12 protein-coding genes are annotated in these 15,025 nt (G+C 63.9%); 3 read left to right on the top strand and 9 right to left on the bottom strand.

Annotated elements, in window-relative coordinates:
* Positions 1 to 4: 4 nt before the first annotated feature.
* Genes RCAP_RS04260 through RCAP_RS04235 form a run of 6 tightly spaced genes read right to left on the bottom strand, consistent with a single transcriptional unit; the run spans position 5 to position 6,278 of the window.
* Complete coding sequence (locus RCAP_RS04260; RefSeq protein WP_013066595.1) at positions 5 to 1,063, bottom strand: dipeptidase; 1,059 nt, start codon at positions 1,061 to 1,063, stop codon at positions 5 to 7.
* Positions 1,060 to 1,839 (bottom strand): ABC transporter ATP-binding protein, encoded by a 780-nt coding sequence (locus tag RCAP_RS04255; protein ID WP_013066594.1) that lies wholly within the window; start codon positions 1,837 to 1,839, stop codon positions 1,060 to 1,062. The genes RCAP_RS04260 and RCAP_RS04255 overlap by 4 nt, the downstream gene beginning before the upstream one ends.
* Positions 1,832 to 2,665 (bottom strand): ABC transporter ATP-binding protein, encoded by an 834-nt coding sequence (locus RCAP_RS04250; protein ID WP_013066593.1) that lies wholly within the window; start codon positions 2,663 to 2,665, stop codon positions 1,832 to 1,834. The genes RCAP_RS04255 and RCAP_RS04250 overlap by 8 nt, the downstream gene beginning before the upstream one ends.
* Positions 2,662 to 3,567 (bottom strand): nickel transporter permease, encoded by a 906-nt coding sequence (nikC, locus tag RCAP_RS04245; protein ID WP_013066592.1) that lies wholly within the window; start codon positions 3,565 to 3,567, stop codon positions 2,662 to 2,664. The genes RCAP_RS04250 and nikC overlap by 4 nt, the downstream gene beginning before the upstream one ends.
* A complete protein-coding gene (locus RCAP_RS04240; RefSeq protein ID WP_013066591.1) occupies positions 3,567 to 4,631 on the bottom strand; it encodes an ABC transporter permease in 1,065 nt (354 codons plus the stop codon). Before RCAP_RS04240 ends, nikC begins: the two co-directional genes overlap by 1 nt.
* A gap of 48 nt (positions 4,632 to 4,679) precedes the next feature.
* Complete coding sequence (locus tag RCAP_RS04235) at positions 4,680 to 6,278, bottom strand: ABC transporter substrate-binding protein (RefSeq protein ID WP_013066590.1); 1,599 nt, start codon at positions 6,276 to 6,278, stop codon at positions 4,680 to 4,682.
* Between the two features lie 576 nt (positions 6,279 to 6,854).
* On the opposite strand from RCAP_RS04235, the gene RCAP_RS04230 reads away from it, so the two are divergent.
* Positions 6,855 to 7,466 (top strand): hypothetical protein, encoded by a 612-nt coding sequence (locus RCAP_RS04230; RefSeq protein ID WP_013066589.1) that lies wholly within the window; start codon positions 6,855 to 6,857, stop codon positions 7,464 to 7,466.
* Between the two features lie 233 nt (positions 7,467 to 7,699).
* Positions 7,700 to 8,254, top strand: coding sequence for a hypothetical protein (locus tag RCAP_RS04225; protein ID WP_013066588.1), 555 nt, complete (start codon positions 7,700 to 7,702; stop codon positions 8,252 to 8,254).
* Here RCAP_RS04225 and RCAP_RS04220 read toward each other — a convergent pair whose 3' ends face one another.
* A complete protein-coding gene (locus RCAP_RS04220) occupies positions 8,255 to 9,229 on the bottom strand; it encodes a DUF808 domain-containing protein (RefSeq protein ID WP_013066587.1) in 975 nt (324 codons plus the stop codon). It lies immediately after the preceding gene.
* Between the two features lie 235 nt (positions 9,230 to 9,464).
* Between RCAP_RS04220 and RCAP_RS19165 the strand changes: the two genes are divergently transcribed.
* On the top strand, positions 9,465 to 10,601 hold the full coding sequence (locus RCAP_RS19165; RefSeq protein WP_013066586.1) for a hypothetical protein: 1,137 nt from the start codon (positions 9,465 to 9,467) through the stop codon (positions 10,599 to 10,601).
* A 63-nt stretch (positions 10,602 to 10,664) separates the two neighbouring features.
* On the opposite strand, the gene gatB is transcribed toward RCAP_RS19165, so the two are convergent.
* Both gatB and pepN read right to left on the bottom strand, forming a co-directional pair.
* Positions 10,665 to 12,182 (bottom strand): Asp-tRNA(Asn)/Glu-tRNA(Gln) amidotransferase subunit GatB, encoded by a 1,518-nt coding sequence (gatB, locus tag RCAP_RS04215; protein ID WP_013066585.1) that lies wholly within the window; start codon positions 12,180 to 12,182, stop codon positions 10,665 to 10,667.
* Between the two features lie 173 nt (positions 12,183 to 12,355).
* A complete protein-coding gene (gene pepN, locus RCAP_RS04210) occupies positions 12,356 to 14,902 on the bottom strand; it encodes an aminopeptidase N (RefSeq protein ID WP_013066584.1) in 2,547 nt (848 codons plus the stop codon).
* Positions 14,903 to 15,025: the final 123 nt, after the last annotated feature.

Genomic DNA, 15,025 nt, shown 5'->3' with positions numbered 1-15,025 from the left:
TGGCTCAGGCGCCGAAGGTGCGCTCCAGCACCCCAAGCCAGTTGTCATGGGCGATCTTGCGGATCAGATCCTCGCCCCAGCCATGATCGCGCATCGCGCCGATGAAGCCCTGCAGCCCCGCGACATCGCCCAGCACGTCGGGAATTTCGGCGCCGTCGAAATCCGAGCCCAGGCCGACGTGATCCTCGCCCAGACGCTCGATCAGATGGTCGAGATGGCGCAGCATCGGCGCCCAGCCGCAGCCGGGGTCCTTGCGGCCATCGGGGGTCAGGAAGCTGACGGCATAGTTCAGCCCGACCATGCCGCGGCTTTCGCGGATGATGTTCAATTGCCGGTCCGTCAGGTTGCGCGACGAGGGGCACAGCGCATGCGCATTCGAATGCGTGGCAACCAGCGGCGCATCCGACAGCGCCGCCACATCGTCAAAGCCCTTCTCATTGAGGTGGCTGAGATCAATCATGATCTTGAGCTTGTTGCATTCCGCCACCAGCCGCTTGCCCGCCGCCGTCAGGCCCGGCCCGGTGTCGGGGCTCGACGGGAAGGCAAAGGGCACGCCATGGCCAAAGATCGTCGGGCGCGACCAGACCGGGCCCAGCGAGCGCAACCCGAGCGCGTGGAACGCATGCAGCGCATCCAGATCGGCATCGATCGCCTCGGCGCCCTCCATATGCATGATGCCGGCGATGACGCCTTCGGCCATCGCGGCGCGGATCTCGCCTGCGCTGCGGCAGATGCGAAAGGCGCCCTCGGACGCGCGCTCCATCCAGAGCATCAGACTTGCCGCGCGCAAAGCCGGATCGGCCGCCTCGGTCGCATCCATCAGCGCGGGCAGCGGCAGCCGATAGGGCGGATTGGCCATCTGCGCCATCAGATCGGCATCGTCATGCGCCACGGGCGAGGGCAGATAGATCGCGAAGAAGCCGCCCGCAAACCCGCCCGCGCGCATCCGCGGCAGGTCAAGCTGCCCCCTGCCCTCGCCGGTCAGCCAGATTTCGCGTCGCTTTTCAGGCGCTTCCAGAAGCCGCAACAGCAGATCGTTGTGGCCGTCAAAGACCGGGATCATCGGGTTTCCTTTCCGGCGGGGTCCAGCATCCGGTCCGCGGAGGCCGCGAACAGGCTTTGCGCATAAGCCGTCTTCATCCGGGCGTGGGACAGGTCGTCACGCGCCAGTTCCTCGACCGCGCGGCCGTTCTGCATCACCAGAACGCGGTCGCACATGTGATCGATGACGGCCAGATCGTGGCTGACCATCAGGAAGGTCAGCCCGCGTTCCGCCCGCAACCGGTTGAGCAGATTGAGCACCTCGGCCTGCACCGAAGCATCCAGCGCCGAGGTCGGTTCATCGAGCAGCAGGATTTCCGGCTCCAGCATCAGCGCGCGGGCAATGGCGACGCGCTGGCGCTGCCCGCCCGAGAGCTGGTGCGGATAGCGAAAGCGGAACGAGGTCGGCAGGCCGACATCGGTCAGCGCCCGCACCACCCGCGCATCGGTGTCGCCGATGCCATGGATGGCCAGCGGTTCCGACAGCGTGTGGTCGATGGTGTGGCGCGGATGCAGGCTGGCATAGGGGTCCTGAAACACCATCTGCACGCGCGCGGCAAAGGCCTTGTCGCGCGGCGCTTTCAGCGGTTGCCCGCCAATCCGGATCGCGCCGCCCGAAACCGGCGCCAACCCGCAGATCGCCCGCAGGATGGTGGATTTGCCAGAGCCGCTTTCGCCCACAAGGCCGAAGCTTGCCTGTGCGGGCACGCGCAGACTTACGCCTTCGACCGCGCGGACGGTGCGGCCATGCGCGCGAAACGTGACCGAGAGATCCTCGATTTCGATCAGATCAGACATGCGCCCAGTCCCCCGTGCGATCAAGCCCCGGCAGCGGCGCCCGCGGGCCCCCGATCCGCGGCAGGCAGTTCAAAAGCCCCTGCGTATAGGGATGTTTCGCCGCCATCAGGTCATGCGCCGCCAGTTCCTCGACGATGCGGCCGCGATACATCACCAGCACCCGGTCGCAAAACCGCGCCACCAGCCGCAGATCATGGCTGATGAAGATCAGCCCCATGCCGCGGCTTTTCACCAGATCGTCAAGGATCGACAGAACCTCGGCCTGCACCGTCACGTCCAGGGCCGAAGTCGGCTCATCGGCGATCAGCAGGTCGGGCTCGGGGATCAGCATCATCGCGATCATCACCCGCTGGCCCATGCCGCCCGAAAGCTCATGCGGCCAGGCCTCCATCACCCGTTCGGGGTCGCGGATCTGCACCGCTTCCAGTGCCGAGATCGCCTTTTTGCGCGCCTCGGCCCGGCTGATGCGATCACGGCGCAAGAGCCCCTCGGTCAGCTGCGCGCCGATCCGCATGACGGGGTTCAGCGAATATTTCGGGTCCTGCATCACCATCGCCAGCCGCGGGCCGCGCAGGGCACGCATCTGTTTTTCATTGGCTTTCAGCAGGTCGATGCCGTCGAAGTCCATCCGATCCGCCTCGATCCGCCCCGGCGGCCGGATCAGCCGCAAGACCGAGCGCCCGGTGATGGTTTTCCCCGAACCGCTTTCGCCGACGATCCCCAGACGTTCCCGGCCCAAGGAAAAGCTGACCCCGCGCACGGCCTCGACCGGGCCGGTCTCGGTCGCGAAGGTGACGCGCAGGTTTTCGATTTGCAAAAGGCTCATCGCGACGCACTCCGCGGGTCGAGGACATCGCGCAGACCATCCCCCAGAAGGTTGAAGCCGAGCGAGACGGTAAAGATCGCCAGACCGGGCATGGTGGCCACCCACCATTGCTCGAACAGGAATTTGCGGCCCGAGGAAATCATCAGCCCCCATTCGGGCAGCGGCGGCTGCACGCCAAGGCCGAGGAAGCCCAGCCCCGCCGCGATCAGGATCACCCCCGCCATGTCCAGCGTGACGCGGATGATCACCGAGGGCAGGCACATCGGCACGACATGGCCCCAGATGATCCGCCCCGCCCCCGCGCCCTGCAGCCGCACGGCGGCGATGTAATCGGAATTGCGCACGGTCAGGGTTTCCGCCCGCGCGACGCGGGCATAGGGGGGCCAGGCGGTCAGGGCGATGGCCAGAACCGCGTTCTGCACCCCCGGCCCCAGCACGGCAACCAGCGCCAGCGCGAGGATAAGCCGCGGGAAAGCCAGGAAGATATCGGTGATCCGCATCAGCACGCTATCGACCCAGCCGCCGAAATAGCCCGCGACGGTGCCGATCAACAGCCCGATCAGCGGCGCGGTGACGGCGACAAGGGCGACGATGACCAGCGTGATGCGGGCGCCATGGACGATCCGGCTCCAGATGTCGCGGCCGAAATCATCGGTGCCCAGCCAATGCCCGGGCGTGCCGGGGGGCAAAAGCCGCTCGGCCAGGTTTTGCGCGAAAGGGTCCTGCGGCGCAAAGACCGGCGCCGCGGCGGCCGTCAGGCACAGCCCCGCGATGATGAAAAGACCCAGCATCGCCAAGGGGTTGCGGCGCAGGCGCAGCCAGGCAAGCCAGGCCTGGCCCAGCCGGGCCTGACGGCGCGAGCTGGGGTTCGGATCGGTCAGCCAAAGGGTGAGCGCGGTCATCAGCGGGCCCTCGGATCGACAAGGCGGTAAAGGATGTCGGAAGCCATGTTCAACGTGACGAAGACGACGCCCACGACGACGGTGCCGCCCAGAACGGCGGGCATGTCGGCGGCAAAAAGCGCGTCGGTGATGTAAAGGCCAAGGCCCGGCCAGGCGAAGATCGTCTCGGTCAGCACCGAGCCTTCGAGCAGATAGGCGTAGGACAGCGCGATCACAGTGATCAGCGGCACCGAGACATTGCGCATCGCATGCACCCAGATCACCCGCCATTCCGGCATGCCCTTGACCCGGGCGGTGGTGATATATTCCTGGCTCAGTTCGGTCATCATGAAGCTGCGCGTCATGCGGCTGATGTAAGCCATGGAGACATAGCCCAGAATTCCCGCGGGCAGGAGGATGTGGGAGATCGCATTGGCAAAGATGTCCCAGGCGCCGTTCAGCGCGGAGTCGATCAATATGGCGCCGGTGTAACGGGTCATGCTGAATTCCAGCATCATCTCGTAGGTCGCATCGAGCCGCCCGGGGCCGCCGACCCAGCCAAGCTGGCCGTAAAAGATCAGAAGACCGATCAGGCCCAGCCAGAAGACCGGCATCGAATAGCCGACAAGGCCGACCAGCCGCACGATCTGATCGGAAAGCGTGCCCGGGCGGGTCGCGGCCAGAACGCCTGCGGGCACGCCCAGGGCGACGCCGATCAGCGTTCCGAGCGTCGCCAGTTCGAGCGTGGCGGGGAAGACGCGGGCGACATCCTCGATCACCGGGGTGCGGGTGCGGATCGACTGGCCCAGATCGCCCTGCACGGCGTCACGGACGTAAATCCAGAACTGCTGCCAGAGCGGTTGATCCAGACCCAGCGCCTCGCGGACGGCCTGATATTGCGCCTCGGTGGCGCGTTCGCCGACGATCGAGAGCACCGGGTCAATCGGCACGACGCGGCCGATGACGAAGGTAACGAGCAAAAGGCCCAGAAGCGTGATGGCAAGGGTGAGAAGACCCCCGGCCGCATGGCGCGCGAGCGCAGGCAGACGGGAGGACGAAGCGGGGGAGGGTTCGGTCGTGGTCATGGGGGGGGAAGCCCCGCCGCCCGGATCGGCCCGGGCGGCGGGATCGTCTTACTTGGTCACGGTCCAGTAGCTCGCCTGGTCGGTGGCACCGCCAGCATGGAAGCCCTTGATATTGGCGCGCAAAGCATCCTGCCGCGCCATCTGGAACATGGTCACGAAGGCCGAGCTGTCGCGGTGCACGCGCTGCATGTCTTCATACATCGCGGCGCGTTTGGCGGCATCGGGCTCGGCCACGGCGGCCTCGGCCTGCGCCCCCATCGCACCCGGATCCCAGGCCGTGCGCCAGGCCAGATAGCCCGTCGCCTTGGCCTCGTCCGAGTTGTCGGGGTTTTCCGCGAAGGTCGAGGCGTTCGTGTGGGGGTCGGGATAATCCGGCCCCCAGGTCTGCAGGGTGATCTGATGCTGACGGCCGCGGAACTTCTCCAGCACCTGCTTGCCGTCGCCCACATCCAGCGTGACGTTGATGCCGATCTGCCCGAACGTATGCTGCACCGATTGCGCGATGTTCATCCGCTCGGGGTTGTTGCGCACGGTCAGGCTGACTTCCAGCGGCAGTTTCACGCCGGACTCGGCCAAGGCCGCTTTCGCCTTTTCCAGATCAAGGCTGTAGGGCGTGTCGTCCAGCGCCCCCAGGAAGCCCTTGGGCAGGAAGGCCTGATGCACGACCCACTGGCCTTTCAGGATGCTGTCGGCCATGCCCTGATAATCGACCGCCCAGCGCATCGCCTCGAGCACCTTCGGGTTCGCCAGATCGGCCACCTTCTGGTTCATCGCCAGATAGTAGATCTGCCCGCCGACGTCATTTTGCACCACGATGTCAGGATTGCCGCTGACGCCCTCGATATCGGTCGGCGTCATTTCGCGGGCAATGTCGATGTCGCCCTTTTCGATCAGCAGCCGCTGCGTCGCGCCCTCGGGGATATGGCGCATCAGCACGTTCTTGATCGGCGCATCGCCGCGCCAATGCCCCTCGCGGGCCTGCAGGATATAGCCCTCGTTCGGCTTGAAGGAGCGCAGCACATAGGCGCCGGTGCCTTCGGAATGCGACTTGAGCCATTCATTGCCCATGTCGCCGTTCACCTCGTGCTCCATCGCCGCCTTGACATCGACGATATAGGCGGGGGTCGAGGTCAGGCAGTTGTAGATGAAGGTCGGCGCATAGGGCTTGTCGGTCTTCAGGATCAGCGTGTCGCCGTCAAAGCTGACGGTCTGATCGACATTGTCCTTGGTCAGCCCGAACTGGGTCAGGATGAAGGCCGGGGTCTTGTCCATCTTGACGACGCGGCGCAGCGACTGGGCCGCGGCCTCGGCGGTGACCGGATTGCCGCTGGAGAAGGTGACGCCCGGGCGCATCTTGAAACGATAGGTGACGCCATCGGCATCGACCGACCAGCTTTCGGCCAGACCGGGCACCAGCTCACCGGGTTTCGCGGGGTCCAGTTCCACCAGCGAATCGTAAAGGTTGTTGTTCAGGTCCGCGCCCGAGAATTCAAAGGCTTCGGCCGGATCGATCGAGACGATGTCGTCGATCGCATCGGCCAGAACCAGCGTGTCGGCGGGCGTCTGCGCAAAAAGCGCGGCGGGCGCGACACAAGCAAGAAGGGCGGCGAAAGCGGCCACCGGGCGAAGGCTGCGGAGTGATGTCATATGCGGACTCCCTGTCCTGTCTGTTCTTGGCCGGGGCGATCCGAAGCGGACCGACCCGATCCGACGAAGCTGGCCCGTTCCTTGCGGAAGATCAAGCGCGCCCGAACGCAAAGGCGCCTTGCGGCGCGAAAACGCCCGGCGACTGCCCGGCGTTTCCGCAACGCGAACGACCGCCCCGGCCCCGCCGCGCGAATCGTCAACGCGGCCACGTCAAGCCCCCCTGCCCGGCCTCCGAGGCCCGGGGCGGCGAACCGCGGCGGGATCGCGGCGAAGCGGCCCGGATCGCGCAATTTTGCCACAATTGCCACCGACCGATGGTTGAGCGCGCGCAACCAGTGCCGCCGCGAAAGCGGAATTATTGCCGCATGGTTAACAGTTTTCCCCAAGTTTTAAGGGGTTGGCCGGGGAATTAAGGAGTCATTAAGGATTCTTGACGACGTCAACACGTCGTTAACCATTTGTTTCCACTTTGGGCGACAATTCCGAAAAGCTTCCTCACTCATGCCGCAGCCGACGCCGATAGTGGCTTCATCAGACAGGTGCCCAAAGGGTGCCGACCAGCCGAGGAGAACCAACATGGCGTTCACGTTCCGCAAGAAGCACGAGATGAAAGAAGCCCAGCCGGTTGCGGTCGCCGTGGCGGCGGAAACGGAACACCTGGCCCTGTCCGAGAAGATCGCGCAATACGACTATCTCGAACATCTGCTGGAAGATCTGATCGTCGAACAGGAGACCCTGTCGCGGCAGTTCTACGCCAAGCAGCGCGAGACCGAGGCCGAGACCGACACGGTCGCGCTGGATTCGGGCGAGATGGTGGCCCGGGACAGCCTGACGATCACCGACCTGTCTTTCCCGGATTTCAAGCAGTTGAGCGATCTGGCCAAGCGCGTCGTGCCCGAGGGCCTGCCCAATGCGCACCGCCGCTTCGTGCTCAAGGCCTGCAGCCCCGAGATGGTGGCGATCGAGGATCTGGAAGAGATGATCAAGCTTTACCGCTACCGCATGGGCGTGGCGGAGCAGGACATCCTCGACCACCGTCCGACCTCGATCCTGGAGGCGACGGCGAAGCTGCGCTTCATGTCCAGCCTGATGCTGGACGGGCTCGACATCAAGCATGACTATTTCTTCTATCTGGTCGAGGAATGCGCGATGATCATCGAAAAGATCGAGCGTCGCCGCATCGTCTGACAGCACGGCCCCGCCCGCCTGTGCGGGCCGGGCAGACCAGTGGCACAAGTTCCAGTGCCCGGTCGGCGCCAGAGCGATGCAAATCGACATCGCCGGAGCCGATAATTCCTCCGCTCCGGGGGGACGCCGGGATTGTTAACCATATCTTAACCAATCCTGCGCGAGTCTTGCGAAAAAGAAGACGCCGGGGGGCCCACCCCCCACCGGCGAACGCGAGGCAAAGGAAGATCGAGATGTCCCCCGAAGACCACGGCCAAGAGCAGCCCCCCAGCCTCTGGGTGCGGATGCGCAACCTGCTGACGCCCGGTGCCACCCGCCGGGCCGCCCGTCTGACCGCATTGCGCCAGCAGATCGAGACGGTGCGCGACAAGGCGCTGCAAGTCGTCGCCCATGCGGGCGAGGCGCGCGAACGCTGGCTTTTGCTGCAGGAAGAAGACCTTGACCTCGCCGTGGGCGAAATGCGGATGCTGGCCGCGGTGACGATGCAGGCGGAATTCATCCTGCGCGCCCAGGCGCAGCGCACCCGGCACGACACCCTGCCCGAGCCGCAGCTGAGCGCACTTTCGGCGCAGCTGCACCAGACCCTGGCGGCGCTGGAAGATCTGCGCACGGCGGCGGCGCTTTCGGCGCTGAAGGCGCGGCACGGGCTGTTGATGGCGCATCCGGAACCGCTCGGCCCCGAGGGGCGCCCGGCCCAGCCCCCCCGCCCCGCGCCGCAGCGTCAGGGCAAGCTGCGGATGCTGAACGGCGTTCCCGCCGGGGCGCGGCCGCTGCCGACGGCGGTCTGATCAGCCGCGCAGCCGGGCGACCAGCCGCAAGGCCGGATCCACGACATAAAGTGCCGGCGGGATCAGCAGCAGCCCGAAGATCAGTCCCAGCACGCCATCGCAGGCGGCCGTCACCAGCCATTCGGTGAAGCCGCCCGCAGGCAACAGATGCCCCGCCGCCTCGGCCAGATGATGGATCGCGTCATAGGCGGCGGGCCAGCCGAGTTCGGCCGCGCCATGCAGCAGGATCGAGCCGCCAACCCAGATCATCGCCGCCGTGCCCAGGATCGAGAGCGCCGTCAGCAGCGGCGGCATCGCTCGCACCAGGCCGCGCCCGACCCAGCGAATGGGCGCAATCTTGCCCCTGCGCGCCAGCCACAGCCCGACGTCATCGGCCTTCACGATCAGCGCGACACCGCCATAGACCAGCACGGTGATCCCCACCGCAACCGCCGCCAGCGCCAGCGTCTGCATCCAGAGCGGCTGCCCCGCGGGCAGCGAGGCCATGGCGATGGTCATGATCTCGGCCGAAAGGATGAAATCGGTCTTCACCGCGCCCGAGACCTTTTCGCGCTCCAGATGCGCCGGATCGCCCGCCGGATCATCATTCGGATCGACATGGCCATCGGCATGGGGCGCATGCTGGAAAAGGACGTGAAACACCTTTTCCGCGCCCTCGAAACACAGATAAGCGCCGCCGAGCATCAGAAGCGGCGTGATCACCCAGGGCGCAAAGGCCGAGAAGAGCAGCGCAATGGGCAGAAGGAACACCAGCTTGTTGCGGATCGAGCCCATCGCGATCTTGCCCACGATCGGCAATTCGCGGCTGGCCTCGAACCCATGCACATAGCGCGGCGTGACGGCGGCATCGTCGATGACCACGCCCGCGGCCTTGGCCCCGGCCTTGGCGGCGCCCGCGGCGACATCATCCACCGAGGCGGCCGCAATCTTGGCGATCCCCGCCACGTCATCAAGAAGGGCGAGAAGGCCGCTCATTCAAATCTCCCTTGGGTTTTGCGGGTAAGTAGGGGCTGGGGGGGCTGGGTGCAAGCGGAATACGCGACACAAAACCGCCTTTGAGAAACATCTCACCGAGGATACTGTTTTCCGCCGAAAAGCTCACAACGTTAACCCCATCAAAACAAAGCAAACCGAATCGGCGAACAACACGCAAAGCAAGGCGGCTAAAGAATAAATTAAGAACGATCGAGAGAGGTTGAGAGTTAACGCTATGCTGGATTGGATTTTCTTTGCTGAAACGTCGGTCAGATGGGCCATCTTAAAGACTTTAGATGGTTTATTCTCCAAGGGAATTAGACTTGGCCCCCTCAGAAGCTTTCGCGACCGGAATGAAATATTTAAAAACAAGTCTGAGATTATATCCGAGACAGACCTTTTCAAGTTCTACGGGAAAGAAAACCACATCAAAACATTCATCAGTGGAAAAGTGGATTACCTACCAGCTTGCCACTTCATATCGCCAGCAGAAAGTAAATCAAAGAGAATTACCCTTCGATGGAATGACGAAAAGCGAATTTTAAGCCGAAAAGTATCGAGTTTCACGGAGCCACTACTGGACGATTTAAGGAAATCTGGCAAAAAACGGAATCACTTATTCGACGGCGAGCCATTTTGCATAAACAAGATCGAATTCCATGATAATGAAATCTCGATAACATTCTCTAGATGTAGTTACTTCGACTCACTCAGGACTCACTTTTCTCCCGACATCATATTAGAGGGAACCACGCTTCGCAGAAAACTACTCAATGACTCCCACCAGCTTCCGCAGCTCGGATCTGAGGATTTGACTTGGCACATGGGTGTTGTGGGAATGACAGAAACATCCGACAACAAGTTGATCTTTCAGCTTAGAAGTAGATTTGTCGCGAATAGACCGAACTCTATCTCCGCTTCTTTTTCCGGCACGATTGAAGGAAATGACCTGCTTGAACTCGAAAGCGACCAAGATGGGCTTAACCGCATCATACAAAGCTTGAACCGTGAATGCTTAAAAGAACTCGGGGTTCACTTCTATGATAAAAAATCACCACCTATATTTCTAGGCGGAATTAGGGAGTATTATAGACTTGGCTTTCCCGACTTTTATTTCTACTCACACATAGAGAAGTCATCGACCTCCATCACCAAAGAAGCCCTTATGGCCGAAGAACGGAGTGAGTTTCACAAGTTGATATTCTTCGACTTCAACTCACGAGCCTTTCTGGAAAACCCGCGCACGTATCGAAGCGCCTTTGATTCCTCCGTAAAGAAAATCGCAGATGAATTGCGAAGGCGGGGCAACATCACAGCTATCATCGGCATTTCGCTTCTTTATGAAGAGTTAATTCGGCAATCAGATAACTAAATAGCTCCGCCTCGACTTCCCCCAGAAACCAAAAGGCGCCCCCGCAGGAGCGCCTTTTCAATCTTACAACCCGAGCTTCCGCGCCACGATCTCGTTGACCGCGGCGGGGTTGGCCTTGCCGCCAGACGCCTTGATCACCTGGCCGACGAACCACCCCGCCAGCTTCGGATTGGCCTTCGCCTTCTCCACCTGCGCGGGGTTCGCGGCGATGATCTCATCGACCGCCGCCTCGATCGCGCCCAGATCGGTCACCTGCTTCATGCCTCGGGCCTCGACGATCGCCGCCGGGTCGCCGCCCTCGGTATAGACGATCTCGAACAGATCCTTGGCGATCTTGCCCGAAATGTCGCCCGAGCGGATCAGCTTGATGATCCCCCCCAGCTGCACCGGGCTGACCGGGCTTTGGCCGATCTCGTGGCCCTCTTTCTTCAAGCGCCCGAAGAGCTCGTTGATCACCCAGTTCGCGGCCAGCTTGCCATCTTCGGCCACCGCCACCACGGCTTCGAAATATTCGGCATCGGCCACTTCCGCCGTCAGCACCGAGGCGTCATATTCGGAAAGCCCCAGATCCTTGACGAAACGGGCCTTTTTCTCATCGGGCAGTTCCGGCATCGTGGCGCCGATGTCATCGACCCAGGCCTGTTCGATCTCCAAAGGCAGCAGGTCCGGGCAGGGGAAATAGCGGTAATCATGCGCCTCTTCCTTGGAGCGCATCGACCGCGTCTCGCCCTTGTCCGGGTCGTAAAGCCGGGTTTCCTGCACGATCGACCCGCCATCCTCCAGAATAGCGATCTGGCGGCGGGCTTCGTAATCGATCGCCTGCTGGATGAAGCGCATCGAGTTCATGTTCTTGATCTCGCAGCGCGTGCCCAGATGGCTGAAATCCTGGGTCGCCTGATATTTCTCGTATTGCCCCGGACGGCAGACCGAGACGTTCACATCGGCGCGCAGGTTGCCGTTCTGCATGTTGCCGTCGCAGGTGCCGATGTAACGCAGGATCTGCCGCAGCTTGGCGATATAGGCCGCCGCTTCTTCCGGGCCGCGAATGTCGGGGCGCGAGACGATTTCCATCAGCGCCACACCGGTGCGGTTGAAATCGACGAAGGACATGGTCGGGTCCATGTCATGGATCGACTTGCCCGCATCCTGTTCCAGGTGGATCCGCTCGATCCGCACCTTGCGCGCCACGCCCGGCCCCATGTCGACGATGATCTCGCCCTCGCCCACGATCGGGTGGTAGAGCTGCGAAATCTGATAGCCCTGCGGCAGGTCGGGGTAGAAGTAGTTCTTGCGGTCAAAGGCCGAACGCAGGTTGATCCCGGCTTTCAGCGCCAGCCCGGTGCGCACGGCCTGCGCCACGCAGAATTCGTTGATCACCGGCAGCATGCCCGGCATCGCCGCATCGACAAAGGCGACGTTGGCATTGGGCTCATTGCCGAACATGGTCGAGGCGCCCGAGAACAGCTTCGCATTCGAGGCCACCTGCGCGTGCACCTCCATCCCGATCACCAGTTCCCAGTCGCTTTTCGCGCCGGCAATGACTTTCGGTTCGGGGGCGGTGAAGGCAAGGTGATCAAGCATTGCGGGTTCCCTTTCTCGGCTTGAGCCCTTCTAGGGCAGGGCGTGGCGCGGGGCAAGATGGCCCGCCCGCGCGGCGGGTGTAAGGTCGAAAGGGCGTATTTTTGCCAAGAAGAAACGGAGGAGCTTCTTCTTGGCGCAAATACGCCGGGGTCCGGGGCAGCGCCCCGGCGCTTTCAGCCTGCAAGCCGCCCGACCATCTCGCCAAGATCGCGGCTGAGGCCGGGGGTGGCGGCGATCCGGGCCAGCGCCGCTTTCGCATGGGCCTGACGGGGGGCATCGTAACGCCGCCAGGTCTCAAACGCGGTCGACATCCGCGCCGCGGTCTGCGGATTGAGCGGATCGAGGCGCAACAGCCAATCGGCGTAAAGCGCATAGCCCGCGCCATCGGCGCGGTGAAAGCCCGCATGGTTGGCGGCAAAGCCGCCCAAAAGGCTGCGGAAGCGGTTCGGGTTCTTCCAGTCGAACTCCGGTGCCGCCGCCAGCCGCGCCACGGTTTCGGCCGCGTCTTCGGGGGGCGTCAGCGCGCCCTGCGCCATCCGCCACTTGTCCATCACCAGCGGATCGGCGGCCCAGCGCGCGGCGAAACCGGCCAGCTGCCCCTGCCCCTTGCCCTCGGCCACCAGCAGGTTCAGCGCACCGATGCTTTCGGTCATGTTCGTCGCTTCCGCAAACAGGGCCGCCGCCCGCGCGCCGCCATCCTCGGTCGTCAGCAGCGCGAGCGTGGCCAGCCGCAGCGCCCGGCGCCCGGCGGGCCCCGCGTCGGGGCTGTAGGGGCCCGCGACCGCGCAGCTGTCATAGACCCGGCTCAGCGCCGCGCCGTGACGGGTGGCCAGCATCTTCATCAGCTTGCGCCGCGCCACCCGGATCGCCTCGGGGTCGGGGGTGTCGCCGCGCGCGAACAGCGCCGCGGCGATCTCGTCCTCGCCCGGCAGGCGCAGACAGGCGGCCCGAAAGCCCGGATCGGCCTCGTCATCGGCGATCAGCCGCCCCACCGCATCGAGATAATCAAGCTGCGCCCCCTCGCCGCGCGCCATCGCCATCAGGGTCTGGCGTGCCAGCGTCCGCCCCGCCTCCCAACGGTTGAAGGGATCGGTGTCATGGGCCAGCAGGAAAGCCTGTTCCGCGGGCGTCGTCGCCCGTTCCAGGATCACCGGCGCCGAAAAGCCGCGCAGGATCGAGGGCACCGGCCGCGCCGACAGCCCCTCGAAGCGGAAGCTTTGCCGCGTCTCGGTCAGTTCCAGCACCACCGTCGGCACCACCTCGTCGCCATTGGGCGACAACAGCCCCACCGCCAGCGGAATGTGGCGCGGCGGCTTTTCCGTCTCGCCGGGGGTGGGCGGGGTCATCTGCATCACATCAAGCGTCAGGGTCCCGGCCGCATAGGTTTCGCTCACCGTCAGCTTCGGCGTGCCCGCCTGGGTATACCAGAGCTTGAACTGGCTCAGATCACGGCCCGAGGCATCCTCGAAGACCTTGATCCAATCCTCGATGGTGCAAGCCTGGCCGTCGTGGCGGTCGAAATAGAGATCCAGCGCCGCGCGATACCCCTCGGGGCCCAGAAGCGTCGCCAGCATGCCCACCACCTCGGCGCCCTTTTCATAGACGGTCGCGGTGTAGAAGTTGTTGATTTCCTTGTAACGGTCGGGCCGCGGCGGATGGGCAAGCGGGCCCGCATCCTCGCGGAACTGGCGCGCGCGCAGGGCCGCCACATCCTCGATGCGCTTGAGCCCGCCCAGCCGCACGTCGCGGGTGAAGCTTTGGTCGCGATAGACCGTCAAGCCTTCCTTCAGGCAAAGCTGGAACCAGTCGCGGCAGGTGATGCGGTTGCCGGTCCAGTTGTGGAAATATTCATGCGCGATCACCGCCTCGATGCGTTCGTAATCGGTGTCGGTCGCGGTTTCGGGGCTTGCCAGGACCAGCTTCGAATTGAAGATGTTCAACCCCTTGTTTTCCATCGCCCCCATGTTGAAATCATCGACCGCGACGATGTTGAACAGATCCAGATCGTATTCGCGCCCATAGGCCTCTTCGTCCCATGTCATCGACCGGGCGAGCGCCCCCAGCGCGAAATCGCAGCGGTCCTCGTCGCCCGGGCGCACCCAGATATTGAGATCGACCTTGCGGCCCGAGCGCGTGGTGAAGCTGCCCGAGGTGGCGCGCAGATCCCCCGCCACCAGCGCGAACAGATAGGCGGGCTTCGGCCAGGGATCGTCCCATTCCGCCCAGCCCGGCCCCTGCCCGACCGGGTTGCCGTTCGACAAAAGCACCGGCAGATCGCTCTCGATGCGGACATGAAAGCGGCTCATCACATCGGGACGGTCGGGGTAAAAGGTGATGTGGCGAAAGCCCTCGGCCTCGCATTGGGTGCAATACATGCCGTTCGACATGTAAAGCCCCTCGAGCGCGGTATTGGCCGCGGGGGCGATCTCGACCTCGGTCTGCAGCCGGAACGGGCCCGCGGGCAGCCCCGCGGCAGGCAGCGTCAGGCCGGTCTCGTCCAGAAGATAGTCGCCCGGGGCCAGCGTCCGCCCGTCAAGGGAAAGTGAGATCAGCGTGAGGTCCTCGCCCTGCAACACCATGTCGGCGCCCGGCTGCCGCGGCGTCACGTCGAGCGTCGCAAGAACCCGCGTGGCCGCCGGATCGAGCCGGAAAATCAAGGAAACGGACGCAATCTCAAAGGGATAGGGCTTGTAATCCGACAAAAGGGTGACGCCGTCCATGACTTTCCTCGCACTGGGCTTGCACTGGGCTTTCGCGCAAGCTAGGCGCTTCCCGCCCCCCCGGCAAGGCATCGCCGACAGCCGGCGCGGATGCGAATTTCGCTGGACAGGGGCGGCATCAGG

The sequence above is a fragment of the Rhodobacter capsulatus SB 1003 genome, from assembly GCF_000021865.1.
Taxonomy (GTDB): domain Bacteria; phylum Pseudomonadota; class Alphaproteobacteria; order Rhodobacterales; family Rhodobacteraceae; genus Rhodobacter; species Rhodobacter capsulatus_B.
The sequence above is the reverse complement of the archived record's forward strand: the minus strand, read 5'-3'. Positions and strand labels throughout refer to the sequence as shown.

What these genes read in the sequence shown, in the direction of transcription:
- RCAP_RS04260 (WP_013066595.1), bottom strand. Translation starts at nt 1,063, where the DNA reads ATGATCCCGGTCTTTGACGGCCACAACGATCTGCTGTTGCGGCTTCTG.
- RCAP_RS04255 (WP_013066594.1), bottom strand. Translation starts at nt 1,839, where the DNA reads ATGTCTGATCTGATCGAAATCGAGGATCTCTCGGTCACGTTTCGCGCG.
- RCAP_RS04250 (WP_013066593.1), bottom strand. Translation starts at nt 2,665, where the DNA reads ATGAGCCTTTTGCAAATCGAAAACCTGCGCGTCACCTTCGCGACCGAG.
- nikC (WP_013066592.1), bottom strand. Translation starts at nt 3,567, where the DNA reads ATGACCGCGCTCACCCTTTGGCTGACCGATCCGAACCCCAGCTCGCGC.
- RCAP_RS04240 (WP_013066591.1), bottom strand. Translation starts at nt 4,631, where the DNA reads ATGACCACGACCGAACCCTCCCCCGCTTCGTCCTCCCGTCTGCCTGCG.
- RCAP_RS04235 (WP_013066590.1), bottom strand. Translation starts at nt 6,278, where the DNA reads ATGACATCACTCCGCAGCCTTCGCCCGGTGGCCGCTTTCGCCGCCCTT.
- RCAP_RS04230 (WP_013066589.1), top strand. Translation starts at nt 6,855, where the DNA reads ATGGCGTTCACGTTCCGCAAGAAGCACGAGATGAAAGAAGCCCAGCCG.
- RCAP_RS04225 (WP_013066588.1), top strand. Translation starts at nt 7,700, where the DNA reads ATGTCCCCCGAAGACCACGGCCAAGAGCAGCCCCCCAGCCTCTGGGTG.
- RCAP_RS04220 (WP_013066587.1), bottom strand. Translation starts at nt 9,229, where the DNA reads ATGAGCGGCCTTCTCGCCCTTCTTGATGACGTGGCGGGGATCGCCAAG.
- RCAP_RS19165 (WP_013066586.1), top strand. Translation starts at nt 9,465, where the DNA reads ATGCTGGATTGGATTTTCTTTGCTGAAACGTCGGTCAGATGGGCCATC.
- gatB (WP_013066585.1), bottom strand. Translation starts at nt 12,182, where the DNA reads ATGCTTGATCACCTTGCCTTCACCGCCCCCGAACCGAAAGTCATTGCC.
- pepN (WP_013066584.1), bottom strand. Translation starts at nt 14,902, where the DNA reads ATGGACGGCGTCACCCTTTTGTCGGATTACAAGCCCTATCCCTTTGAG.